This window comes from Chryseolinea sp. T2, from assembly GCF_037203685.1.
In the GTDB taxonomy this organism is placed as follows: Bacteria; Bacteroidota; Bacteroidia; order Cytophagales; family Cyclobacteriaceae; genus Chryseolinea.
Map to the genome: position 1 here is coordinate 296,009 of NZ_JBBCAU010000001.1, position 25,708 is coordinate 321,716.

A 25,708-nucleotide genomic window follows, 5' to 3' on the forward strand; every position below is an offset into this window, starting at 1 on the left:
GAAAGAACCTGGACGCCGATGCGTCAATTAGATTCACGTTCATAATACAGCAGGTGCACATCTTCGTTCTTTTGTTGTTCACTCAATGTATAATATCCTTTTCCATCGGTGGACCAGGCTATGGCCTCGCCCTGAGGTTCCTGTTTATAAGGTAACTCCACCTTGCGCTGCTTAAGCATTGATTGTACAGTCATGTCGCCGGATCTTTTAAAATAGAATACCTTGCTGTAAGTTTTTACCAGCAGTTCGGTACCATCGCGACTAAAGTCGGATGCCACAACCGTTGAGATTGGTAATGTGCCGATATGTTGGGCAACGTCGGGATAGCCCTTCGATTCTGTGTACTTCAGCTGATATAAATCAACCGGACTCTTCCATTTGGAAATAACATAGATATCGCGCGTTTTTGGATCGATGAAGAAAGCCTCAGAATCACGTCGTTCATCTGATAGGGAGAATGAAATCTTATCAACCTTTGTGATGATCGTCTTTTTCTTTTCCGCATCTGCGCTGTAGACTGGCTCTTCAAAGCGATAGATGAATTTATGCAGGTGGGTGGCCAGGTTATCACCGATGTCTCCAACGTAGATATACTGCTTGCCAGGTTCAGGGCCCGGTCCAATGGCAATATCTTCCCAGTCGCGGTTGTTTGCTCCTTGCAGCACACAGGTCATTTTTATGCTAGTGTTCTGATCTATCAAATATACTTCGGCCGCGTTACCACTATCGTTGTGCGTCCAGAGCATGCCAGGGTTCGCGACACTTGCTGCCAGGCCGGACACCTCCTCCAGTTTTTTGCTTTTTAACAATCCCAGCTCTTTGCCTTTCGAAAAGTGGCCCAGACTGTCTGTCTCTTTCTGCGCTTTTACCTCGTCTGTTTTGATGGATGACCCATCCTCAGTGATGCTGTTGTTATTGCCGCTGCAAGATGACATCAGTAACAGTAGCGCGAAATTGCAGTATAAAAGAAATGTCCTCATCATGCTGGTAGATTTTGGGATGAATGTACAATGTCTGTGCCTGGATAGATTGAACATCAATAAATTTCATGTTAGATTAGGTTCGACTAAACCTGAAATGAAAAAATCAACGCTTCTCCTGTTCGTCGCCTGCGTGTTCATCATCCAATGTGAAAAGGAACCTGGCAGCAGTGCTCCAACGTTTGTTATCACCTTCACAAAAGAAATGTCGGAGCAGGCGGAGGACGGCCGGTTGCTTTTGATGCTCGCCAACAATAACCGCTCGGAACCCAGGTTCCAGGTCACGGGGAGTTTGGAAACACAGCTAGTATTTGGAGTTGACGTTGAAGGCGTGAAGCCAGGAGACAGGATGATTGTTGATAATTCAGCGTTCGGATTTCCAAAACGTTCTTTTGCCGATGTTCCTCCCGGCGACTACTATGTGCAAGCACTCCTCAATCGGTACGAAACTTTTCATCTCAAGACTGGTCAGGAAGTAAAGCTTCCGCCAGATAAGGGAGAAGGTCAACAATGGGCAAGCAAACCGGGAAACTTTTACAGCAAGCCAGTCAAAATATCCTTTGATCCTGGCAGCAATGCAACTCATGAGGTGACCATGGACCAAAAGGTTGCTTCATTACCTGAGCCGGCCGATACCCGGTACGTTAAGCACATTCGCATCGAAAGTAAGTTGCTTAGTGAATTTTGGGGGCGCCCCATGTATCTCGGCGCTCATGTGCTTGTGCCGGAAGGCTTCGATGAGCATCCGGAAGCAAAGTATCCGGTGATGATATTCCATGGTCACTTCCCCAGCGATTTCGGAGGATTCAGTGAGACACCACCTGATCCAAAGATGGATACGACCGATTATTCAGATCGTTTTGGGATATATGGTTATAACAAGCTGCAGCAGCAGGAAGCCTATAACTTCTACAAACAATGGACCGGTAAAGACTTTCCGCGTTTTCTTATCATAGAGATACAACATGCCAATCCGTACTATGATGATTCGTATGCAGTTAATTCGGCTAACGTTGGTCCATACGGCGATGCGATTATGAAGGAATTGCTTCCTGAGATTGAGAAAAAGTTTCGGGGAATAGGAGAAGGTTGGTCACGATTCACTTACGGCGGATCAACTGGCGGATGGGAAGCTCTAGCCGTACAGTTGTTTTATCCAGATGAATTCAATGGGTGCTTTGCAGCATGTCCGGATCCGATAGACTTCAGGGCTTATAGTCTTGTCAACATCTATAAAGACAAAAATGCTTACTGGTATGAGTCACCATTTCGAAAGATGGCGAGGCCTGCGCAACGAAACTGGTTAGGTCAGCTGCACATCACCATGGAAGAAAGCAACCATTTGGAATTGGTGCTTGGAACAAAATCGAGGTCCGGAGGGCAGTGGGACATCTGGGAAGCAGTGTTTTCGCCGCAGGGTGATGACGGATATCCGAAGCGCATATTTGACAAGATGACAGGCGACATTGATTCAACCGTTGCCCGGTATTGGAAAGAAAACTACGACCTGCGTTACATACTGGAACGTGACTGGAAAACGCTTGGGCCTAAAGTTGCGGGCAAACTCCATATCTATTGTGGCGATATGGACAATTATTACCTGAATAACGCCGTGTATTTAATGGAGGACTTTCTGAAGAAGACGAGTAATCCGTTTTATAACGGAGAAGTGGATTATGGCGACCGTGCTGAACACTGCTGGAACGGTGATCATCTGAATCCCAACTACATCTCGAGGCTTCGTTACAATACGATGTATCTGCCAAAAATTCTGAAACGCATATCCGAAAGTGCACCTAAAGGCGCAGATCTGAAGAGCTGGCGTTACTAATGCAGTAAGGCCACTCCGAATACGCTTGTATACAGCAGCGCGAAAATCGCGACGATAATACCGGCTATCAGGAGTATTTTCCTTTTCATAAGGGGGACTCAACTCCTATTGACACACTATACATTGAAAAGGTTGGATCGCAACCACCATTCGTCGGTGCTAAATGCATACAAACGATTACAAAAAGAATACTCGTGGCTTTTTTCGGTATTTTACATGTACCCAGCCCTCCTTAAGTAACATCGTATGAGCCAATTTTTTTCTTCGATTCGGGGGAATGCCGTCTATGCATTTATCCTGTTGCTGTCGTTCATTATCGTGCTGACAGCCGTTTTCGCCTTCCGTAATCAGGTAGTTATGAAACAAACCAATTCCCGTATTGCCGAGGCAGATGTCGTGCTGCGCAATGCCAAGGAATTATGGAATGGAATTAATTTGATGGACCTTGGTGTACGCGGTTATGCGCTTACACACAAAGAAGGTTTGAAAGATCCTTTCAAACAGGCCGCAAAGGTCAATTCCACTTATATTGATTCAATAAGAACTGTGATGCAGCGCCAGGGGCTTGCTACGGACAAGCTAGATAAGTATGTTGTGCTGAACAACGACTACATCTCGCTGTGTCGTCAGATGATCGCACTGGTAGACGTAGATGGCGGTATGGTAAAGTTTACTTCGCTGCTCGAGGAAGATCGTGGCTTAGCTCTTTGGAAGGCCTACTCTGCGTTTACGACTGAGCTGTTTGAATATGAGAACAATGTCAAGTCGGTTGCCAGGGCACGTTATCAATCGGCTGTTAATGGTAACACCTGGATTGTTCTTGTTCTTATTCTTGTGGGTGCACCATCACTGTACATTGTGTTTTACAGGATACGCAAAGAGACCCGCGCAACGCAAGGGCTGTTGCTCGGATTGGAGACTAACAATCGCAAATACGTATTCGATCCGGGGACCAAGCTTGCAGAAGATCATTCTTTGATCATGACAAGCTCGATCGAAAATCTAAAACAGGCTGCTTCGTTCATCAAGAAGATCACGAAAGGTGAGTTTGATGCCGAATGGCAAGGAATGAATGCTGAGACCACGAAGCTCAATAAAGAGAGTTTATCGGGTACGCTTATAGATATGCGTGATCAGATGCGCAGAATCAAGGAAGAAGATCAGAACCGGATCTGGGTGACTGAAGGTCTTGCAAAATTCACAGAGATTATACGCAATTATCAGGATGATGCGGCTTCACTTAGTGAGCAGTCGATACGATTCATCAGCAAATACATGAATGCTCAGCAGGGTGCTGTGTTCCTGTTGCAGGAGGAAGACGACAGACAATTCCTTCTGTTGACTGCCTGCTATGCCTTTGACAAGAAGAAGTTTGTGGAGAAGCGAATTGAGCTCGGGCAGGGAATAGTAGGCCAGGCGTTCATGGAGAAGACCCCCACGATGCTGAAGGCGATTCCAAATGGATATACTCACATAACATCAGGTCTGGGCGAAGCGACACCATCGTGTCTGCTTGTTGTGCCTATGCAATACAATGAGCAATCGGAAGGTGTAGTGGAGATTGCAGGCTTCACGGAATGGGCGGAGCATCAACGCAATTTCCTTTTCAAGGCTACGGAATATATGGCAGCAGCATTGTCGTCTGTAAGATCGACGCAGAAGATGAAAACGTTACTTACGCAGATGCAGGAGCAAACGGAGCAGTTGCATGCTCAGGAAGAGGAGATGCGTCAGAACATGGAAGAACTTGCTGCCACGAACGAGGAAATGAAACGAAAAGAATCAGAGTACTCAAGGAACGGCGCCGTTGCGCACGGTTAGCCTTCCCAATACGATGGGCTAGTTGGCCGTACTGAAGATAACGTTCACGCGCGTATAATAGACCGTGGTAACTCCTTCGAAACCGGAATCTGTTCCAACAATCAACCAAAGTTCACCTTTACTGTTTGCCCTTGCGATAAACGGCGACTGACTTCCTGAGTTTGTGCGTGTGATCAGCGCATAACGGTCGGTGTAGGGGGCCACAGCGATGTCTCCCAGGGTAACAACTGACTCGCCCGAGCTGGCCTGATTGCCCTTATCGACATTCAGAACATGCTGACTATCGTCGATTACCGCTTTAGGCTCCATTCCGATGGCTCCTGCTTTTAAGAAGACGCTTTCTCCGGGTGAGCCCCCGATTCCCACAGATCCTTTAGGCGCATTGGAGGCCAGTTCCACTTCAAACACGATTGCGTAATCCGTATTGGGTGAGAGTCCGGTGATCCGTCTCTTCATGAACATGAAGAGGTCGTCGCTATGATTGTTGCCGGAGATCATGATGGATTTCAAATTAGCCCCAAGGTTATCTGGCCTATCCGTATACGCAGTCTTCAGCTCGTAATCGATTGAATCGGTGTTAGTGGCCGGGAAATCGCTGAAGTCGACTATCCAGTCTCCCTGCTCTTTACTGAAATCGAAGCTGTGCGTGAAAACCAGAATACCACCCTCATCCGCGCCCAGCTCACAGCTCATTAAACCAACCAAAAGCATCGCAACAATTCCAAGCTTTCCGCACATCTTCATACTTCGATTTCTGTCATCCATAGACACATTCTCTTTCCATAAAGTTGGAAACGCCGCGGGATCTGCTGAACTCATGTTGGGTCGTCATTTCAGGAATTCAGTATTAGAAACGCCTTGTGGCCGTCATGGTTACCTCAATGAAACCACAAAGAGGTAGCTTTTACATTGAGTTCAATGAATTGTGACACTAAATTTACACCACTTGCGTCTCTAAGAAAAGAAACTCAAAATTTCAATAAATCGTTATAGACACTAACTACTACTAACCACCAGACTATGAAAGTGAGCTCTACCACGAAATTTCCATTCAGGTCGGTGCTCAGTCTGCGACCGCTGATCAGGTATTGGGAAGAGGCGATTGAAAAAGGAGAGGTTGTTGTGGGCGCTTCGGAACTTCGGGAGCGACTTAACAATGCGCCAGAACTTCGGGAGCCTATTACCGATATGTCGGTGATTGAGAAACATCGCGACCTGGTACAATATTTAATGGGTGCCATCATTCCAAAGGCAGCACGCGACACGGACCGGTTAGCGGCCATGCCCGCCTTTCAATTCGATCCTTTCCTTGCTACACCCGGATTTGTATCAACGCTCAACACTGCATTCTTCGACGAGACTGTCACTACAAACTTTCCCGACAACCACATGGAGTTGGGGAAGACTGCAAAAGCGTGCATCATGATCCTGCAAAAGGTCTATGGTGTACAAATGAATTTCGAGAAGCCGATTCTCTTTACTATACATGATAAGAAGACGGGTCTCGACAAAGTTTTCAAAGTTGTGATTAACGGACGGTTCTGTGAGATTATCACCCGCAACGAACCCAAGCCGATAGAAAAGCATGTCGTAAACTTCCTTCTGGAAAAGGTTTATGATCTTGATCTCTGGATGCAATATATCAGGCCGGAGGACTACGAGTTCCACGGTTTCATGGTAGTGCATCTGATAGATGTTACTGAACAGGAGATGCTTTCATCTATCAAGTATGATCTTCTTGAAAAGAATGCTGTTATCCGCAAGGAGACATTTGCCAGCATTCAACACAAGCTTCGCTCTTTGTTTGAAGTGCCGGGATTAAAGCTTGGGCTTGGATTTCTGGATCCAGGAAACAATCTCGTGCTGAGTGGCAACGATGGGCAGAACTGGAAAAGCGTTGCTGAGGGTGGTGGCAACTGCATCCTTTGTAACGACTATGGCGGATCTCTTTATGAGCGGAGCTGGGTGGACAAGAGAACCATCAACATCGAGGATCTTACAGAGTATCAGCATCCCGCAAAAGTGGAACAGGCGCTGATTGAAAGTGGGATAAAAAACATACTGCTGGCTCCGCTTGTAGATGAGAGCGGAACGATTGGTATCCTTGAGCTTGCAGCGGAGACTCCGGGCGCAATCAATCCCACGAATTCATATCGTGTTGAACAGGTGTTACCGATGTTTTCGGCCGCTGTTAAGAGAGTGAAAGAAGAGATGTACACTGAAGTGCGGGCTCTTATACAGGAAGAGTGTACAGCTATTCATCCTAGTGTCACCTGGCGCTTTTTGGAAGCTGGCGTGAGCCTTATGAACCGTCGCAGGCTGGATGAGAAGGCCATGCTTGAGGAAATTGTTTTTAAAGATGTGTATCCGTTGTTTGGATTGTCTGATGTTCGGAATTCATCAGCGGAGCGCAATAACGCGATACAACAAGATTTGCTTGAGAATCTGAGATTGGCAAAAGAGCTGCTTTTGAAGATTCACGCGATAAAGAAACTGCCCGTTGTAGAAGAGGTAATTTCGAAGGGAGATGAGCAGATGCGAAAACTTGGTCGCGGACTTGCTTCCGGCGATGAGAATAACGTGCTGGAGTTTTTGAAGTTCGAGATCGCGCCGTTGCTTGATCACTTTCAGGCAGAGCCCGCGCTGACGCAACACATTACGGATTATCAGGCGAAGCTTGATCCGATTTACGGTGTAGTATACCAACGCCGAAAGACCTTTGAAGAAAGTCTCGCGGCGATCAACAATATGATCGGTTCTTATCTTGATGAAGCAGAAGAAAGAGCACAGGAAATGTTTCCGCACTATTTTGAAAAGTTCAGGACGGATGGTGTTGAGTTCACTTTATACGTAGGGAATTCGCTGGTAAGGGAGAAGAAGTTTGATGCCTTCTATCTGAAGAACTTTCATTTGTGGCAGCTGATGACGATGATAGAGATTGATCATCGGATGGATGGGCTGAAGCCGAAGTTGAAAAATGCGCTTGATATCACGCAGTTGATTCTTGTTCATGATCAGCCCATTTCGGTAAGGTTCCGTCCGGATGAGAAGCGGTTTGATGTTGATGGCGCCTATGACATCCGTTATGAGATTGTGAAGAAGCGCATTGATAAGGCGAACATCAAGAGCACCGGAGAAAGGCTAACACAACCCGGAAAGATTGCTATTGTGTATTACACTTCCAAGGTTGCTGACGAGTATAAGCGCTACTTCCAATATCTCGCTGGTCGCAAGTTAATTCTGCCTACTGTAGAAGATGTTGAGCTTGAAGAATTGCCGGGTGTGAGTGGTCTTCGTGCGCTGCGTATTCAGATTGCCAAGTCACCGAACGTTGACGCAGAAGAGCATGTGAACCTGATGAAGGATATTGAAGAGGCGTTGCGTATTAATTGACAAACGCTTAAACAGAATAAACTACGAAGAGGCGGTGCAGGTGCATCGCCTTTTTCATTGGCGCTCGTTACAGAATAACGGACTATTTATTCTCATTATCAATGAACACGCGAGACTGATCATGCATCCGCATTGCTTTTCGTCCGAGGACAAAAGTGAGTATCAGTGAGACAAGAGCGCCGATCCAGATACCAGGGATAAACGATATGAACCAGAAATAATCGTAAGACCCGTGGAAAAGTGCTGCTGAAAACAGAGCGAGGACGCTATACGTCATGGTGTGACGGTGTGTGAACTTTGCCTTGCCAAGGAAATATCCCATCAACACGGCGAAAACTGCGTGGGCAGGAACAGCGGTGAACATGCGCACAACACCTGTAGGTAACCCGTACTGATAAACGTAAACGAGATTTTCAGCTGTGGCGAATCCCATGCCTACCATGATGGCATAAACGATCCCATCGAAGGATTCATTGAAGTTACGATTGTAGTAAAGCACAAAGCGTAGCAGGATGAATTTGCTGAACTCTTCGATGAGCGCAATTTTAAAATACGCGCCGACAAAATCGCGAACACCTACATTGCCGAGGTAGTCGATGAGCAGCGAAACCGGCGCTCTGAAAACCAGTGTTAATAATGTGCTGAACGCTCCATAGGCAAAGCTTAGTGTAAGCAGCCAAAGCGGTTCACGCTCATGCCGGTCGTGCAGGTAGACGTATAGGGCTATGGCGATTCCAGGAGCGAAAGCAAGTGACAACAGGGCGAATACGTGCATACCCAAAAATCGCTTTAAGATAGCACGTATCCGCCATTCATGTTGAACTTTGTATCACGATTCAGCTACTCGATAACATCCTCCACCTGCGACATTTTTGCAGGCGTGTATTTGCCGGAAGTGGCGAAGACTATTTTACCAGTTTCGTCAAGGACGAAGAAGTAAGGAATGTCTTTCTTTTCAAAATCCAGGGCTTCCTTGTACGGCTTAAGTTCACCGCGATAAAACAACACGTAAGGAAGAAGCTGCGGATCGATGTTCTTTATGGCTTTTCTCTTGGCCGTACCAGTAGCGGCAGCGTTGACACCCGTAAACATCGGAACGAAGTAAACGTTTACGTCGTAGCTGAAGCCCGCAAGCACGCCACTCGTCTTCTGGATAAATTTCTCGAATACAGGTTGAAACCACGAGTTCAATTCATCTTCGGATTTTTTGGAATACGCGAGACCAACTAAAGTGAATTTGCCTTTCGCAGCATCAGGAAGGATCACCTTCTTATCTTCAACTGTTTCTGCCTCCATTGAAGGAAACATTTTTCCAACCACCTGAGCATTCGATGTTATCGCGACGCTCGCCAACAATACCAGCAATAAGGTTTTCATTCGTTTGTTGATTTATCGATCAAGGTAACAAAATTCATGCGCGACGCTCCTTAACATGCGGGATGCGCACATATTAAGAGTTAACCGGATGAACTGGGGGATAAACAGCAATAATGATGCAGTTGGTGTTAAGACACCCACTTTACCTTTTCCTCGATGGACCTGCGTTTTCCTGCTGGGACGGGGCCTTTTGGCATACCCAGATGTATAAAACCGAGCAATTTGTCATCTGTGCCGAGTCCAAAAAACGGCTTTGCTTCTTCGTAAAAAGTTACGCCACCGGTGCTGAGATAACATCCGACCCCATAGGCACTTGCGGTGAGGTATATGTTCTCTACAGCACAGAAAACAGCACCGATTTCTTCAACCTCGGGCAAGGATTTTTTTGGATCGCGGGCCATTCCAACCGAGATGATGTGTGAAGACAACGCGGGCTTTTCAAGGAGCTTTAAAAACACGTCTTCCTTATATGTGCCTTTGGCCGTTGATACCTCTTTGTATAACGATGATTGAAACTCCGCCAGTTTATTTATACCATCACCCGTGAATACGACGAACCTCCACGGTTCCGTGAGTTTATGTGTAGGCGCCCAGTTGGCATTTTCCAGCATTTGCCGGACGATTCTATCGTCTACTTTCTCACCTGTATACTGCCCTTGAAATACTGACCTTCTGTCGGCGATAAGTTTATTGATCAATTCTGGATCCACTGTCATGTCTACTTTTTTGATCAAATGTAACACCGCGTTGATCAAATGTAACGCCGCTATTCGGATTTCAGGTTCGCAGCGGGGTTTGCTACAGCAGATTTCATGGCCTGCACTGATACCGTGAGCATTGCAATTATAATGGTGGTGACGGCGGCAATGAACAGGTACGAATACTTCAGCTCAATTTTATAAGCGAAGGAGTTCAGCCAGTTCTGAGCGATCAGATAGCTAACAGGAGTCGCAATGATGACGGCTATCAAAACTGTTTTGATAAAGTCGCCGGAGAGCAACATAACTATGCCGAGTTCATCCGAACCAAGTATTTTTCGAATGCTGATCTCTTTGCTACGTGTAGCTGTTGTAAATGAAACCAGTCCAAACAATCCAAGGCAGGAAATTACAATGGCCAGCAGCGCTGCATAACGGGACATGATGCTGACCTTGTTTTCGGCCGCATGCTGCGCCTGAACATCATCCTCAAGATGACTATAGGTGAATGTATATCCAGGATTGAATGTCGAATAGAAAGTCTTGATGCGGTCGATGGTTTTTTGCTCATCATTCGCCTCATACCTGATCATGATCGTGGTTGTTGCTCCGGGCTCAAGACGAAACGACAATGGTTTTACTTCTTCATGCATTGATTGAAAGTGAAAGTTTCTGACAACGCCAATGATTTCCTTTCCTCCTATTACTTTTCCGATTGGATCTGACATGCCCAGTGCGTCTACTGCTGATTTGTTCAAAATGATCTTGTCATTATCGTTGAAGTTTCTGGAAAACGAACGGCCTTGCAGGAGTTTAATATCAAGTAACTCCAGCAAGTCATGATTAACGGTCAGGTTTGTCCATGGTACGACTTTGCCTTCCCAGGTTGCCGCGTCAGCACTACCTGACACTCCGTCGCCGCTCAACATGCTCGCAAGCATTCCTGATGCAGAAACTACACCTGGTATATTTCTTACCTCGGAGAGGAACGACTCCACCTTTTGAGACACTAATCCATCCGCTTCAAAATGGATAACATGCTCTTTATTGTAGCCGAGGTCTTTTGTTGATATGAACTGAATTTGTTTATGTACGATTACGACACCAAGAATAAATGCCATTGTCATCACAAATTGAAAAACAACAAGGCCCTTTTTCGCATACAACCCGCTCCTTGAGGTGCTGAATTGTCCTTTGAGCACGCGAACGGGGTTGAAGCCTGAAAGGTGAAATGCCGGATAGGCTCCCGCCATGACAGAAGTAACAATGAAGATTATTACAATGCCGAGCACGAGTCTCTGATCAAATACCAGTTTCAGTTGCTTTTCAGCGATAATATTGAATTGCGGAAGAAGAAGCTGTACGAATACCAAACCTATGATGATTGAGATGAATGTGATCAGCATTGCTTCCAGGAAATGCAAGCTCATCAAATTGATCTTACGAGCTCCGATAACTTTCCTGATGCCCGAAGACTTCGCCCGGGTCATCGCCTTCGCGGTGGCAAGGTTAGTGAAATTGATACAGGCAATTAAAAGAATAAAGAAAGCAATGCCGATGAATGAGATCACATAGCTAATCCTTCCACCGTTTTGTACTCCATTTTCAAAACGGCCGTGCAGATATTTGTCGGCGTATGCATTCAGGAAGAAGGTCCGATTTGGCGAATTCTTTGTTTTTGAGGCAAGCAGTGCCTGCACCTTCTTATTGAGGTTGTCGACGTTGGTTTCGCCGCCGATCTTCAGATACGTTGCAAAAGGAGCAGTGTTGTCCCAATTCCTTACGCTATTTTGCATGCCCATAATCTCTCTGAAGGAATCGAACGTTGTCAGAAAATCGAACGGCTCCGAGATGTTTGAAGGATGATCTTTAAGTACGCCGGTCACGGTGACACTGCGTTTCGTCCCCATAACATCCCATTCCAGAATCTTGCCAACGGCCGGGCTATGACCAAAAACCTTTCTCGCCAATGATTCCGTAATCACGATCGCGTTTCGCTCTTTTAACACCTCGTGCGCGGACCCTTCAAGCAGCGGGAATCCGAAAATCTGGATGAAGTCCGGATCGGCAAATTTGCCATTGGCCTTCACATGATGCTTACTATCGGAAATCGTAAATGCAGGGAAGAAATTAGCGGGCGTTGCGACTGACGCCAGGTCTATTTCCGGCATCTCATCCAGCAGAGCTGCTGCCAGAAATTCAGGAGTATTTGACGTGGTGTTCGTGGCGCCTCCTTCTAACTTATTCTCCAGTACCTGGTAGATACGCTCATGATCCGTGTAAACTTTGTCATGCATGAGTTCGTCGTTCGCCCATAGATAGATGAGCAGTGCAACTGTAAGGCTACACGAGAGCCCCAGGAGGTTGATGACGAGTGTGGTTTTGGAGCGACGTAGTCCACGAAAGATGGCGAGTAGATTATGTTTTAGCATAGCATCGGATTGTTGTAAAAATTTACGCCGGCTCTCCACAAAAAACAAAAAAGCCGTCCGGTTACGGACGGCTTTTCATCATTAAAGTTTTAGAATGTCTATTTCGGGAACTGGCTCGCGTCAATGTGCGGGATAACCTTTAATGCATTCTTATAATATATCTTCTTTAAAACATCATCGGGCAGTTCCAGGCCATACATTCGCCAGAAGGCATGATAACGCTTGTGGTATGGGAAGTATTCATCGGCGGTCTCCAGCACCCGGAAATATGTTGAATACTCATCTACAACCCACGAGTCTTTTCCAAACATGACGCGATCCTGATATTTTGTAAGGAATGCTTTTGCTGCGCGCGGCTGACGGCCGAGTTCTGCGATCACAGCTCCAATTTCAGTATACATGTTGGGGAGTTCGTCGAGGAGTTTTCCAAGCTTAGCCAGATCACTTCCGTACCATCCAAGGTGAGCATTGATGAACTTTGTCTTAGGATGCTTACGGAACATGTTATGTTGCTCTTCTATAATTGTTTCCCACTTCACCGGATCGTCGTCGTGCCTTCTGCCGGGATGAAGTTTCAATTCAAGCCAGCGTTCGTTCTTGTTATCGATGGGCTCCCAGAATTGTTTTGGATCGGCTGAGTGAATGAGCACCGGGATGCCGAGCTCTCCGCATTTGTCCCACACGGCATCGATACGTGGATCGTCTACATGAATACGATTGCCCTTTGAATCTTTGGCGCTCATGCCGAGGTTCTTGTAGATCTTTAATCCATTAGCTCCGCGCTTAACGTCTTCTTCAAGTTGTTTGACGGTGCGCTCGGTCCATTGAGGATCATCGATAGCGCCAAACTCGATATTGGTAAATACGATAAAGCGCTTCGGATAATTCTGCTTAATACTTTCCAGCGAATTGTTGAGTTGTTCACCGCTGCCCCGACCACGGCCACTGAGGTTCACCATCACAGCCATGTTGAGCTTATCCATGTCTTTGATGAGGTTGGCGAGATCAGCCTGTGCCATGCTCCATTGATGGTTATGCACATCGATGAAAGGAAACTTTGCCCGCGTCAGCTTATGCTCGGGAACGACGAGCGAAGACGGGGGATCATACTCTTCGAAGTCCATTTTCATATCCAATGGTTTTTCCTGCGCGCAGGCAGTATGAACCATAAGGGAGGCAACAGTGGCCAAAAGAAGTAATCTCATACCTAGACAAAATGTGCTTTAAGATACAGTGAATGAAACAATCTAATAGATATTTTTTCCAGGCGGGTTAAACAGTGTTTAGATTGTTTGAAGGTGTAGCGGTTAGCCTGTCGGTCGAATCTTGCCCGAAGCTTCATTTTATTCCTACCTTGCAACAAGGTTTGGCGTAGTGACTTCGTTTGGTAACGCCGGCCTGTTATAACATGAAAAGAGGTCCATTATTTTTTCTGCTCGTTCTGATGGCGGTTTGCGTCAGTGCTCAGGATGTTCAGCTTGACGCTGCTAAAAAGAAACTTGAGGCGGGTGATTTTGCCGGAGCAAAAGCTGCCCTCACTGCGATCATTCAGGCAAATCCCAAAAACAAGTCAGCATTCATCCTTCGGGGACAGGCAAAGGCTGGTTTGACAGACTTTTACGGAGCAATCGGAGACTTCAATTCTGCGCTTGAGGCTGATTCAACATTATCGGAAGCACTTAACTATCGTGGCGAATCGAAGATGGCCCTCGGCGACGACGAAGGAGCGCTGGCCGACTTCGACAAGGCGATCCGGTTTAATGCGAAGTATACGGCGGCGTATACCAACCGGGGACTTGCGAAATATAATGTAGAAGACTTTCAGGGCGCATACTTTGATTTTTCGAAGGCTTTGGAGTTGGGCCCTCCAGATGCCGACAAGTATTTTAATCGCGGCGTAACAAAGGCCGAGCTTGGAGAGTTCATCAGCGCCATCGATGATTACACCAAGGCGATTCAGCTTGATGCAAAGGATCCTGATTTGTATTTATATCGCGGTGTTGCCTATTACAATACGGGTAACATGGATCCTGCCATTGCTGATTATAACGAGTCCATCAAGCTCGATCCCAAGAATGCGCAGACTTACGAGAACAGGGCTTTGGCAAAGGGAGAAAAGGAGAACTTCAAGGAGGCGTTGGATGACTACAACAAGGCCATAGAACTAAATCCCGATGAGCCGGAAACCCTTAACCTGAGAGGCGTAACCAAGTACAAGCTCAATGATCACGAAGGCGCAATTGCTGACTATACCAAGGCGATATCGCTTGATGAAACGAACCCCGTTTACTTTGATAATAGAGCATTGAGCAGAACGGAGAAAGGTGATCTCGCCGGAGCTGTTGAGGACTATACGTCATCGATTGAATTGTATCCTGGTGATGGAGAGACTTACTACCAGCGCGCGTTGGTAAAACTGCAGATGAACAATAACTACGACGCCTGTCTCGACCTGAAGCATGCTGAAGAACTTGGCTCTGCTGATGCGAGAGCGGCGATCAAAAAGAGCTGCAAGTAGGTAGCGCGCGTGAACGCGCTACCGCTCTGATAGCTAAGCGTCGAAACCGCGGGATCCTCCGGCGAGGAATGCGGCCATTATCGAACCCCACAACACAAATACCAGCACACACCAAATAGCGGCCCAGATAAGCGCGGCTTTTGCCCAGTTCGCTTTGTTCGGATTTTCGTTGGAACCAAATGCCCATACAAAGAGCATAACGAAGCCAACTAATGGGAGAAATGAGATCAATAGCGTGATCATCCAATCTTTAGTGGACATGACCTGCGCCTGTGTTTGGTTTTCCATAGTACTTATTTAATGGTTGGAGTGTTAGTCTAAGATAGGCAATTTGAGTGATATGTACCGCCTGTGGAGGTACCGTTGTTCAGGTTAAATCAAACGCGTCGCGCTAATTGCTGGCAACTCCGACTACTTTTCATCATCTTACGCGCAAACACCTAAGCCGCTATGCGCCGCACTCTCTTTTCGATTTTCATTCTTATTTCCGCCGTTCAGGTATTTGCCCAGGAGCTTCAAAGTCCGGAGAAATTTCTCGGCTATAAGCTGGGGGATAAATTTACACGTCATCATCGCGTCGTAGAGTATTTCCGCTATGTAGCGGACGCTCTTCCAAATGTGGAGGTTGTTCAATACGGCCAAACGTACGAAGGCCGACCTTTGATTTACACGATCATTTCATCGCCAGAAAATTTTAACAACCGCGAGGAGATCAGACTGAATAATCTGCGCCGTGCCGGATTGAGCGAAGGCACTCCCACTGCCGACAAGAAACCTGTTGTCTGGTTAAGTTATAACGTGCATGGAAATGAAGCGAGTTCTCTGGAGGCGTCTATGCTCACGTTGTATGAGCTTGCAAATCCGTCCAATACTAAAACGCAGGCATGGTTGAAGGACGTAGTTGTCATTATGGATCCATGCATCAATCCGGACGGCCGTGACCGATATGCCAACTTCTATAATCAATTTGGAAATGTTGTTCCGAACAGTTCGGGCACTGCAAAAGAACATCGTGAGCCGTGGCCTGGTGGTCGTTCAAATCACTACATGTTTGACCTCAACCGAGACTGGGCATGGCAGACGCAGGTTGAATCACAGCAACGTCTGAAAGTGTATAACCAATGGATGCCGCAGGTGCATGTCGATTTTCACGAGCAGGCTCCAAACAATCCGTACTACTTCGCTCCTGCCGCTGAACCTTATCACGACGTAATCTCAAACTGGCAGCGCGAGTTTCAAAAGATGATTGGAAGGAATAACGCCAAATACTTCGATGAGCAAGGTTGGCTTTACTTCACGAAAGAGGTATTCGATCTTTACTACCCAAGTTATGGTGATACATATCCCACGTACAGTGGTGCTATTGGTATGACTTATGAACAAGCCGGAAGTGGTTACGCCGGATTAAGCATTACGACTGAGGAAGGTGATCCGCTCACATTAAAGGACAGACTTACTCATCATCACACAACAGGATTATCGACAATTGAGATCACCGCTCTGAATGCGACCCGTGTGATCGACGAGTATGAAAAGTACTTCAAAGAAAATCTCAACTCTCCTGCTGCAACTTACAAAACGTACATAATCAAAGGTGACAACAATCCCGACAAGCTGGCAAGTCTGGCAAAGTGGATGGAGTCGCATTCCATTCGCTTTGGTTATCCGCAGGCGGGAAAATCAAGTCGCGGGTTTGACTATCAGACACAGATTACCGGAAACGTAAATGTTACAACGGAAGACCTGGTGGTAAACATCTATCAGCCCAAGTCGAGATTCATTACAACCGTATTCGAGCCGCAGTCAAAACTATCGGACTCTTTAACGTACGATATCACCGCATGGAATCTCATGTATGCTTATAACCTTAAAGCCTACGCGTTGACTGAACGGATTAATCCTGCAAAACCTTTTGCTCCCAAAGTAGTGGATAACGGGCAGGTCGCTGTAAAGCCTTATGCCTACCTGTTTGCCTATCAATCTTTAAAAGACGTAGAGTTTCTTGGCGCGCTGCTTAAAGCAAATGTGAAAGTTCGGACAGCAGCAAAACCGTTTATCGTCGGAGGTGTGTCTTATGAAGCGGGAACACTTATCGTAACTCGCAGGAACAATGAGAACCTTGACGACTTTGATGGACTTGTGAAACGTCTGGCCAACGAAGCAGGGCGGAAGATCAATACGACAATGACCGGCTTCGTTGACAAAGGTTATGATTTTGGATCGTCGGAGGTGAAGTATCTCAAAGCTCCGAAGGTGGCAGTTCTCATTGGTGAGCAGGCCTATTCTTTGTCGGCGGGAGAAGTATGGCATTTCTTTGAGCAGCAGGTTCACTATCCTATTACGCAGATCGGTACTGACTATTTCAAGACAGTGGATCTGAAGCCCTTTGACGTTCTCGTTGTGCCCGAGGGGAACTATCGACTTTTCGACGAGGCGGCACTAGAGCAACTTTCGACGTGGATTAATGGCGGAGGTCGTTTGATTGTGATTGCCAATGCAATAAATGCCTTTGCTGAAAAGAAGAACTTTGCTTTAAAAAACTATTTGAAGGATACCGAAAAGGCGGATGCCGAAAAGAAAGAAACCGACACCCGTGAAAAAGGAATTCTGAATTCGTATGGCGACATCGAACGACGTCAGGTTTCAGAAGCGATATCGGGTGCGATATATAAAGTATCTCTTGATCCAACCCATCCGTTGTCGTTTGGTCTCGGCAATACCTATTACTCATTGAAGACCAACGAACTTCGCTTTGGCTATCTTGAATATGGATGGAATGTTGGAGTGATAAAGGGGAAAGCGAAACCGGTCCAGGGCTTTGCGGGAGCGCGCATCAACCCGCGACTCGAGAACAGCCTCACGATAGGGGTAGAGCAAAAAGGCCAGGGCAACGTAATTTATTTGATTGACAATCCGCTGTTCAGAGAATTCTGGGAAAACGGGAAGATGCTTTTTGCCAATGCAGTGTTTATGGTTGGCCAAAAGTAATTACAGCAGGTCATCACTATCTGCAACACCGGTTATTTCTTCCAGGTAGAAGTAGCGAATGTTGATGTTCAGAATTGTTTTGTAGGGGATGGTGATGTATCGGCCTGGAATTTCGTAGTATCTGTTTTCGACGAGGTCATCTTTAAGGAATCTGCGTTTGGCATCTTTCAGAACTATAGTATCAAGTCCGCCTTCGTCTGAGAGAGTGAAGTGAATAAGTTCTCCGATATAGATCATCGTTTCTCCACCTGACTGCGTCAACACGTTCACGAGTTTGAAGCTCACTTCTTCGGGATGGTCCGGTACTTCGGGGAAATCGAGAAACTCGCCGCTTAACAGATAATGCCAATCGTTGGAGAAGCGGAATAGTCTGAAACGCCGGTCGAGTTTTAGTATACGAACCACGCGCCTGGAAACATGACCAGCAACGTAAGCAACGCCGATAACAGAAACACAATAGTATAGGAAGCCTGCAACGCTCGATTGATCATTTGTATTACCGATCAAAACGCTGAACAATTGATCGGCATTGAATTCAAAGTTGAAAATTACCGCTGCTAACGACAGGACTCCGAATGCAACGAAGTGCATAATGATCGAAGGAAACACGGCCCAGAACACCTCATCAACAAGTCCTGAGAATTTTACTTTTCTTGAAAAAACGGATGAAAGATATGCCCGCTTGAAGGCGATGCCAGGCAGAAAGAACAGGAACAGGGAAAGGGTTGAAAGCGCTAACGCCACGTGTTGTTAACCAAGCTCTCTTACAAAATAGACCTTATCACCAACGCGGAAGGTCTTACCATTGCTATCGATCTCTTTGTTGATATCGATGAGCTTGTAGACCAGTTCGCGACTCTTGGTCGCCTTGCCGGAAACCCAGTTCACTTTGTTTTCGAGCCGTGATTTCATCTGGTCCATCTCTTTAATTTAATAACTGATCTTCAAAGTGATAGTTCCTATATCTTACTTAACGCAAAATACCAAAAAAAGATGACATCTGGGCTGATGGGAAGAGCCTTGATGCTAATCGTCGGTGAGAACTTCGTTAACGACCCTCCACACCAGGTCTGACTCGTAGCCTTTTCCGATGGCATAACGGCCTGCTTTATCCCGCCGCACAATAGGGGAATCGTTGGAAAGCGATGCCGCTTTCTTGCGGATGAGTTTTTCCAGTGCCTTACGATAATCCTCGTCGTCGATCTCCTTCATTCCGGAACGGATACAGTTGTTGGTAATGCCGTGTGTTTCGAGTTCGCGTTGGATGCGCACTCTTCCCCATCCCTTTATCCGGAACTTTCCTCCTGCGAAGGCTTTTGCAAACCTCTCTTCGTTAAGGTATCCCGCCGTGATTAGCTCTGCAATTATTTCCTCCGCAGGGGTGCCGTAAACACCCAGTGAGTCAAGCTTTCTTCGCACTTCCTGATGCGAGCGCTCCTGGTATGCGCAATAGGCGAATAGCTTCGGTTTGGCTTCTTCGGGTGAAAATCTTTTTCGTGCGCGCTCCATAGTTTATCAGTGTGAATCAACGGATGTCCGTCGTTCAGGACCATTGAGGCAAGTCAAAATGAACGCAAACCTGAACTGCACGTTACTCACCAAGCTTGTCGGGCTTAATGATCACTTCACCAATCCCTTGTTCTTCATAACGCTTGCGACAAACTTCCGCTCGTTATCTGTATTGAAGATTTTATAGGGCCAATAGATGATCTGTGCTTTGTTAACGAAGAGCGCGAAGTAGTCGGGGCCGACTTCTGCCTTTTCTATCTGATCCCATTTGAGCGGCATGCCTTCGCGTGGGTTCTTTTTCATGAGTATCTGCTGGCTGCTGATTTCGTAAGAGAACTTTTCAAAAAGTGCCTGGCCCTGCTCCAGCTGAGTTACGCCGTAGAATTGTATCCACCAGAAGAGTACGTACAAGCCAACGCCTATTACTGCGCCAATGAACCACCAAATTGAATTGGCTCCCGGAATGAAGTAGCCGAGGCAAAGAACAACGGCTCCCAGCAATGCCATCCAGCCCTGCTTCTTCAGAATGCTCTTCAATGCCAGATTGATGTATACCTTCTTTTCCAGCTTGTAATTTTTCGTTTTTACGATCATAGAATGTGATAATTCGCTAATTCAAATTAGAATGCCTTAAGACTTAGATCCAGACTTCTGACAGAGTGCGTAAGGGCTCCGACCGAAATAAAGTCCACTCCTGTTTCGGCCACTGCGCGTATAGTCGTCTCGTTAATATTTCCACTGGCCTCGGTTTTATATTGCCCATCGACCAGCGCAACGGCTTCACGCATGTCGGCAGGACTCATATTATCGAGCATGATTATATCGACTCCGCCCACCTCGAGCACTTCTTTCACTTCGGCAAGGTTTCTTGTCTCAACTTCGATCCGCAGCTTAAGGTTTCCGGCGCGAAGATAGTCGTTTGTGCGTATGATGGCATTGCGTATGCCTCCTGCCATGTCGATATGATTATCTTTTAGCATGATCATATCGAAGAGACCAATGCGGTGATTAAAGGCACCGCCAATAAGGACGGCCCATTTTTCGAGCAGGCGAAAATTTGGAGTGGTCTTTCTGGTATCCAGGAGTTTCGCGTTAGTGCCCTGAATAAGTTGTACGAGAGTATGAGCACGCGTAGCAATGCCGCTCATTCTTTGCATGCAGTTGAGCACGAGGCGTTCAGTCGCGAGGATAGACCGTGACGAGCCTTCTACGGTGAATGCTATGTCGCCTTCGGCTATTTCATCGCTGTCGCACTTCAGAATGTTTACCTGAAGGGTAGGATCGAATTTTTTATAGACATGTTGAGCCAGTTCGATACCTGCGAGTATGCCATGGTCCTTAACAAGGAGACGGGCACGAGATTTTGCGTCTTGTGAAACAGCGGCGAGGCTGGAGTGATCTCCGGAACCCAGGTCCTCGGCAAATGCCGATCTGACGAAGCTATCGAGATAATCCGTGGTAATGTAATCAGGTCGCACGGGTGCAAAAGTATGCTGATTTGCCGGGCAACCTGTTTAGGTAGTTAATAAAATTTCCTTGATACCCTTTGTCAGGGAAGCCTGAGCCGCCTACTCTTTTGCAAATGAGATTTCGTGTACAAGTTGCTGGTTATCAACAGTTTTAACCTTCATATATACCCGATAGGTCTCTGAATCGGTCTTATACTGGCCGATACCGAATGTTTGACCACCTTTAGAGGTACCCTGGTGGATGATATTGAACTCGACGGGAGGGTGCTGTTTGAAGAAATCGCGGAAGACAAATTCAGCCTGTGCTTTGCTATATGATTGCGCTCCGTCTTCGAGGGTGACATCAACGGTTTGATTCAGGTATCGCGACAGTTCTTTTGCGCTACCAGCCTTAATTGTTTCCTTGACCTGGGCGATTACGTCGCCCTGCGCAAATGAAATAGTTGTTGCCAAGAAAGTAGCAGCCCAAACGGTTGCTAATAGGTACTTGTTCATTTTCATGGATGAGGTAAGTAAACATCGGCGAAAATTATGCCACTGTCGCAAGATAGCGAATAATTCACATCCGGGATCCTGCAATCGTTTGCTGCAATCTTGTTGCAAAACCATTCAATCATGCAATCAACTATATTTGCGGCCTGATTCGAACATAAAATCTTTATCCACTACCAATTCTCTGTGGCCATGAATAAAAAAGTGCTTCTGATGATCCTAGACGGCTGGGGTATCGCAAAAAACAAAGCAGTTTCCGCCGTAGACCAAGCGAAGACTCCATTCATTAACTCATTATACCCAAAATATACCAATAGTAAACTCCAGGCATCGGGTTTAGCCGTTGGATTGCCGGATGGTCAGATGGGTAACTCAGAGGTGGGACATATGAACATAGGTGCCGGGCGGGTTGTGTACCAGGATCTGGTTCGCATCAACAAGGCAATTGAGGATAAGGAACTTGACAGTAATCCTGTTCTGCTGGATGCGTTCGCTTATGCGAAAAAGAATAATAAGAACGTACATTTAATTGGTCTGGTGTCCGATGGTGGCGTGCATTCGCACATTGAACATCTGAAGGGCCTTTTGACAATAGCTCACAGCAAGCAGGTTTCAAATCTTTTCGTGCACGCATTTACTGACGGTCGTGACACGGATCCCAAAAGTGGACTGGGATTTCTCAAAGACCTCACGCAACACATGTCGAAAACTACTGGCAAACTTGCCAGTGTTATTGGTCGCTATTACTCAATGGACCGCGATAAGCGATGGGAGCGTGTGAAACTTGCATATGATCTGCTGGTAAAAGGAGTAGGCCAGAAAACAACGGACCCTCTGGGCGCCGTTCAGGCCGCCTACGACAGTAATGTAACTGACGAGTTTATCAAGCCAATTGTCATTACCAATGCGTCGGGTCAGCCGCTCGCCACCATAGGTGAAGGTGACGTTGTCCTCTGCTTCAATTTCAGAACGGACCGTGGTCGTGAGATAACGCAGGTACTCACACAGCAGGACTTCCCCGACCATGATATGAAGAAGCTTTCGCTCTATTATATAACGCTCACCATATACGACGAGTCGTTTGCCGGCGTAAAAGTTATCTTCACCAAAGACAACCTTGACAAGACGCTGGGAGAAGTTGTCTCAGATGCGGGCAAGAAGCAAATCCGAATAGCGGAGACTGAAAAGTATCCTCACGTGACTTTCTTCTTCTCCGGAGGCCGCGAAGAACCCTTCCCGGGAGAGACGAGAATTCTTTGCCCGTCGCCTAAAGTGGCGACTTATGATCTTGCTCCCGAGATGAGTGCCAATGAGATCAAGGACAAGATAATCGTTGAACTGAACAAGAAAGAGCCGGATTTCATCTGTCTCAACTTTGCGAATCCCGACATGGTGGGGCATACCGGAGTATTTGAAGCAGCAGTGAAGGCATGTGAAACCGTTGATGCGTGTGCGCAGGCCGTTGTTGGTGCAGCGCTCAAGAATGGATACGCTACCATCATCATCGCTGATCACGGAAATGCTGAGCTCATGCGAAACGAGGACGGGTCTCCGAATACGGCACACACTACTAATCTTGTGCCCTGTATTTTAGTAGATGACAATTACAAGGGAAAGATAAAGGATGGCAAGCTTGGCGACCTCGCTCCGACCATTCTTACGCTAATGGGTATACCCGTGCCTTCGCAGATGACCGGAAATGTACTGGTTGAGAAATAAGGATACCGGTAGATATCGGAAGGGCTACCCGCTTTCTGGCATAGCACGCTTTTTTTCGCTGTGCCTGGTTCTGCTTTTGACGATGTGCACTCCTCCTTCAAAGAAGGGTCAGGGAATGTTTGCCGTTGACAGCCTCCTGCATGCACAGGCAAATCAGCTTACAAGAATGCATGCTACGCTTGATAAACAGGTTGTACTCGGTGGGAGCACTGAAGAGATTTCAACAGTTCCGAATGACACCGTCACCTGGTTACGCGAGCTTGAGATATTTACGGTGATGGAGTCTATTAATAAGCCGGTAAATCGCGAACAGTATAAGATTGAAGAGTCGAAAGATAAGCGCAGCAACCTGCGCATCCGGTCAATCAGCACTGCCGCCGATCTACCTGTTCCGTACGTAAATCTCTACTACTACGAAAAGCCTTCGAAGATCCGAAAGATCGAGGCAGCGTATTCTGAAACAAACGGATTATACAGGACAAGCCGTTTGCTGTCCATGGAGTTTGATAATGTTAATGGCCTACCTGTTATGACTTCCTATTCTATTTCGGGTGGACAAAAGATGTTTATGGACGATACCGTCCGCTATGATATTAAAGGGCGTGTGACTATTGGAAATTGATTAAAGATGGCAAAACGAAACATTAGGGAGGGATTAAGGGAAGAGGAGAAGCGGCCTGTGAATCGGGAAACCATCTCTCAGATGATGGCGATTTTTCGATTTGCCCTTCCATATAAGGGTTGGTTTATATTTGGATTGATCGCTCTGCTATTTTCGAGCGGCACCATGCTTGCTTTTCCATATCTCGCAGGCGAGCTGCTTGATGTTGCCAATGGCGTTCCTGTGCCTTACTTTAATTCTATTGCACAAGTAGCCCTCGCGTTGATCGGTGTTTTGTTTCTGCAGGGTATCTTTTCGTTTACCCGTGTATATACGTTCGCCCTTGTAACGGAAAGGTCACTGGCCGACTTACGGAAGGCTGTGTACGAAAAGCTTGTGCGGTTGTCTCTTACATTTTTCGACAACCATCGAATTGGCGAACTGATGAGCCGTATTACTTCCGACGTAGGTACTCTTGCAGAAACATTCGGTTTGACTCTTGCCGAATTACTCAGGCAGTTTGCAACATTAATATTCGGATCGGCCATCATACTTGTACTCGCCCCAAGACTTACCGGATTCATGCTGTTAACCTTTCCGGTACTGGTGTTGATTGCATTAGTATTTGGAAAGTTCATTCGGAAAATGTCGCGAAAGTCGCAGGACAAACTGGCGGAGGCTAATGTAGTCGTTGAAGAATCGCTGCAGTCAATTACAGTTGTCAAAGCCTTTACGAATGAAGAATTCGAAACAAATCGTTATGGCAAGGCACTTGAAGAGGTCGTGAATGTCTCGATTAAAACGGCGCGCTTCAGGGGGTTGTTCATTTCGTTTATCATATTCGCACTGTTCGGCGGCATTGTTGCTGTGGGGTGGTATGGTGCGTCATTAGTTGCATCGCATTCCATTACTGTTGGTGAATTGTTTTCATTTGTTTTCTACACCTCTTTTATAGGTGCTTCAATTGCCGGACTGGGCGATAATTATACGCAACTACAACGGGCGATCGGCGCGTCAGAAAGGCTTCGCGAAATTTTGAATGAGCCCACTGAGTTTGATGAAGCGGTGCTTTCCGCTAATGGCAGTGTCCTGAATAAAGGAGTGGTAAAGCCCACCTCGTTTAAACCTGCGTTCAGGGTCAATGGTAAAATTGATTTTCGAAAGGTCAGCTTTTCTTATCCCACGAGAAAAGACGTTGAGGTTCTGAAAGAACTTGATTTCTCCATCGCTCCAGGGGAAAAGGTAGCGCTTGTAGGGCGCAGTGGTTCGGGCAAGTCAACGATCATCAACTTGCTCATGCGGTTTTATGAACCCGACAGCGGTGGAATTTATGCTGACGACATTGCTATAGCTGATATTAACCTGGCTGGTTATAGGCGCAATGTTGGTATTGTACCTCAGGAAGTGATCCTCTTTGGAGGAAGCATCCGGGACAATATTGCCTACGCAAAGCCGGGGGCGACGTTGGAAGAAGTTCAGGAGGCTGCACGTCAGGCAAATGCCCTAGAGTTTATTGAAACCTTCCCTGATAAGTTTGACACTCTGGTTGGAGAAAGAGGTGTGAAGTTATCTGGCGGGCAGCGGCAGCGCATAGCCATAGCGCGAGCCATCCTTAAAGATCCTGCAGTTCTGATTCTCGATGAAGCAACGAGTTCGCTAGACGTCCACTCTGAAGTACTTGTTCAGCAGGCGCTAGAGAAACTTATGGAAGGAAGAACAAGCATCATCATTGCTCATCGCCTGAGTACCATTAAGAAAGTGGATCGAATCTTTGTGATTCAGGAAGGGCGACTCGCCGAAATGGGCTCACATGCCGAGCTCACGCAAGTGGACAATGGTATTTATAGTAACTTGCTCAAGCTCCAACTGACATAAACTGG

General features: G+C 46.7%; 22 protein-coding genes. 8 read left to right on the forward strand and 14 right to left on the reverse strand.

Annotation, left to right across the window (positions count from 1 at the left end):
- Positions 1 to 23: 23 nt before the first annotated feature.
- Positions 24 to 983, reverse strand: a complete 960-nt coding sequence (locus WBG78_RS01230; protein ID WP_337324537.1) for a hypothetical protein — start codon at positions 981 to 983, stop codon at positions 24 to 26.
- A gap of 94 nt (positions 984 to 1,077) precedes the next feature.
- Between WBG78_RS01230 and WBG78_RS01235 the strand changes: the two genes are divergently transcribed.
- Both WBG78_RS01235 and WBG78_RS01240 read left to right on the forward strand, forming a co-directional pair.
- Complete coding sequence (locus WBG78_RS01235) at positions 1,078 to 2,811, forward strand: alpha/beta hydrolase-fold protein (RefSeq protein ID WP_337324538.1); 1,734 nt, start codon at positions 1,078 to 1,080, stop codon at positions 2,809 to 2,811.
- A 246-nt stretch (positions 2,812 to 3,057) separates the two neighbouring features.
- Positions 3,058 to 4,632: a CHASE3 domain-containing protein gene (locus WBG78_RS01240; RefSeq protein WP_337324539.1), complete on the forward strand. Its 1,575-nt coding sequence runs from the start codon at positions 3,058 to 3,060 to the stop codon at positions 4,630 to 4,632.
- 18 nt (positions 4,633 to 4,650) lie between these two features.
- Here WBG78_RS01240 and WBG78_RS01245 read toward each other — a convergent pair whose 3' ends face one another.
- Complete coding sequence (locus WBG78_RS01245) at positions 4,651 to 5,451, reverse strand: hypothetical protein (protein ID WP_337324540.1); 801 nt, start codon at positions 5,449 to 5,451, stop codon at positions 4,651 to 4,653.
- A 201-nt stretch (positions 5,452 to 5,652) separates the two neighbouring features.
- On the opposite strand from WBG78_RS01245, the gene WBG78_RS01250 reads away from it, so the two are divergent.
- On the forward strand, positions 5,653 to 8,025 hold the full coding sequence (locus tag WBG78_RS01250; RefSeq protein WP_337324541.1) for a GAF domain-containing protein: 2,373 nt from the start codon (positions 5,653 to 5,655) through the stop codon (positions 8,023 to 8,025).
- 82 nt (positions 8,026 to 8,107) lie between these two features.
- Here the strand turns inward: WBG78_RS01250 and WBG78_RS01255 are convergent, their stop codons facing one another.
- From WBG78_RS01255 to WBG78_RS01275, 5 genes are all read right to left on the reverse strand, one after another.
- Positions 8,108 to 8,800 carry a PrsW family intramembrane metalloprotease gene (locus WBG78_RS01255; protein WP_337324542.1) on the reverse strand — a complete coding sequence of 231 codons (693 nt, stop codon included), beginning with the start codon at positions 8,798 to 8,800 and terminating at the stop codon, positions 8,108 to 8,110.
- 65 nt (positions 8,801 to 8,865) lie between these two features.
- On the reverse strand, positions 8,866 to 9,402 hold the full coding sequence (locus WBG78_RS01260) for a hypothetical protein (protein WP_337324543.1): 537 nt from the start codon (positions 9,400 to 9,402) through the stop codon (positions 8,866 to 8,868).
- Positions 9,403 to 9,530: 128 nt separating this feature from the next.
- Positions 9,531 to 10,118 carry a nitroreductase family protein gene (locus WBG78_RS01265; protein ID WP_337324544.1) on the reverse strand — a complete coding sequence of 196 codons (588 nt, stop codon included), beginning with the start codon at positions 10,116 to 10,118 and terminating at the stop codon, positions 9,531 to 9,533.
- 50 nt (positions 10,119 to 10,168) lie between these two features.
- A complete protein-coding gene (locus WBG78_RS01270) occupies positions 10,169 to 12,532 on the reverse strand; it encodes an ABC transporter permease (RefSeq protein WP_337324545.1) in 2,364 nt (787 codons plus the stop codon).
- Positions 12,533 to 12,630: 98 nt separating this feature from the next.
- The gene (locus WBG78_RS01275) at positions 12,631 to 13,737 is read right to left on the reverse strand and encodes an amidohydrolase family protein (protein WP_337324546.1); all 1,107 of its coding nucleotides are present in this window, start codon (positions 13,735 to 13,737) and stop codon (positions 12,631 to 12,633) included.
- A gap of 203 nt (positions 13,738 to 13,940) precedes the next feature.
- Between WBG78_RS01275 and WBG78_RS01280 the strand changes: the two genes are divergently transcribed.
- Entirely contained in the window at positions 13,941 to 15,050 is a 1,110-nt protein-coding gene (locus tag WBG78_RS01280; protein WP_337324547.1) for a tetratricopeptide repeat protein, read from the forward strand.
- A gap of 33 nt (positions 15,051 to 15,083) precedes the next feature.
- Here the strand turns inward: WBG78_RS01280 and WBG78_RS01285 are convergent, their stop codons facing one another.
- On the reverse strand, positions 15,084 to 15,338 hold the full coding sequence (locus tag WBG78_RS01285) for a hypothetical protein (RefSeq protein WP_337324548.1): 255 nt from the start codon (positions 15,336 to 15,338) through the stop codon (positions 15,084 to 15,086).
- Between the two features lie 162 nt (positions 15,339 to 15,500).
- Between WBG78_RS01285 and WBG78_RS01290 the strand changes: the two genes are divergently transcribed.
- Positions 15,501 to 18,038: a M14 metallopeptidase family protein gene (locus tag WBG78_RS01290; protein WP_337324549.1), complete on the forward strand. Its 2,538-nt coding sequence runs from the start codon at positions 15,501 to 15,503 to the stop codon at positions 18,036 to 18,038.
- Here WBG78_RS01290 and WBG78_RS01295 read toward each other — a convergent pair whose 3' ends face one another.
- From WBG78_RS01295 to WBG78_RS01320, 6 genes are all read right to left on the reverse strand, one after another.
- Positions 18,039 to 18,782, reverse strand: a complete 744-nt coding sequence (locus WBG78_RS01295; RefSeq protein ID WP_337324550.1) for a hypothetical protein — start codon at positions 18,780 to 18,782, stop codon at positions 18,039 to 18,041.
- Between the two features lie 6 nt (positions 18,783 to 18,788).
- The gene (locus WBG78_RS01300) at positions 18,789 to 18,950 is read right to left on the reverse strand and encodes a hypothetical protein (protein ID WP_337324551.1); all 162 of its coding nucleotides are present in this window, start codon (positions 18,948 to 18,950) and stop codon (positions 18,789 to 18,791) included.
- Between the two features lie 114 nt (positions 18,951 to 19,064).
- Entirely contained in the window at positions 19,065 to 19,547 is a 483-nt protein-coding gene (locus tag WBG78_RS01305; protein WP_337324552.1) for a regulatory protein RecX, read from the reverse strand.
- 111 nt (positions 19,548 to 19,658) lie between these two features.
- Entirely contained in the window at positions 19,659 to 20,141 is a 483-nt protein-coding gene (locus WBG78_RS01310; RefSeq protein ID WP_337324553.1) for a YcxB family protein, read from the reverse strand.
- A gap of 26 nt (positions 20,142 to 20,167) precedes the next feature.
- Positions 20,168 to 21,025, reverse strand: coding sequence for a carboxylating nicotinate-nucleotide diphosphorylase (gene nadC / locus WBG78_RS01315; protein WP_337324554.1), 858 nt, complete (start codon positions 21,023 to 21,025; stop codon positions 20,168 to 20,170).
- A gap of 90 nt (positions 21,026 to 21,115) precedes the next feature.
- A complete protein-coding gene (locus WBG78_RS01320; RefSeq protein ID WP_337324555.1) occupies positions 21,116 to 21,511 on the reverse strand; it encodes a DUF4783 domain-containing protein in 396 nt (131 codons plus the stop codon).
- Positions 21,512 to 21,700: 189 nt separating this feature from the next.
- Here WBG78_RS01320 and gpmI point away from each other — a divergent pair, with 189 nt between their 5' ends.
- Genes gpmI through WBG78_RS01335 form a run of 3 tightly spaced genes read left to right on the forward strand, consistent with a single transcriptional unit; the run spans position 21,701 to position 25,703 of the window.
- Positions 21,701 to 23,227, forward strand: a complete 1,527-nt coding sequence (gpmI, locus tag WBG78_RS01325; protein WP_337324556.1) for a 2,3-bisphosphoglycerate-independent phosphoglycerate mutase — start codon at positions 21,701 to 21,703, stop codon at positions 23,225 to 23,227.
- Complete coding sequence (locus WBG78_RS01330) at positions 23,208 to 23,849, forward strand: hypothetical protein (RefSeq protein WP_337324557.1); 642 nt, start codon at positions 23,208 to 23,210, stop codon at positions 23,847 to 23,849. The genes gpmI and WBG78_RS01330 overlap by 20 nt, the downstream gene beginning before the upstream one ends.
- Positions 23,850 to 23,855: 6 nt before the next feature.
- Positions 23,856 to 25,703 (forward strand): ABC transporter ATP-binding protein, encoded by a 1,848-nt coding sequence (locus WBG78_RS01335; RefSeq protein ID WP_337324558.1) that lies wholly within the window; start codon positions 23,856 to 23,858, stop codon positions 25,701 to 25,703.
- Positions 25,704 to 25,708: the final 5 nt, after the last annotated feature.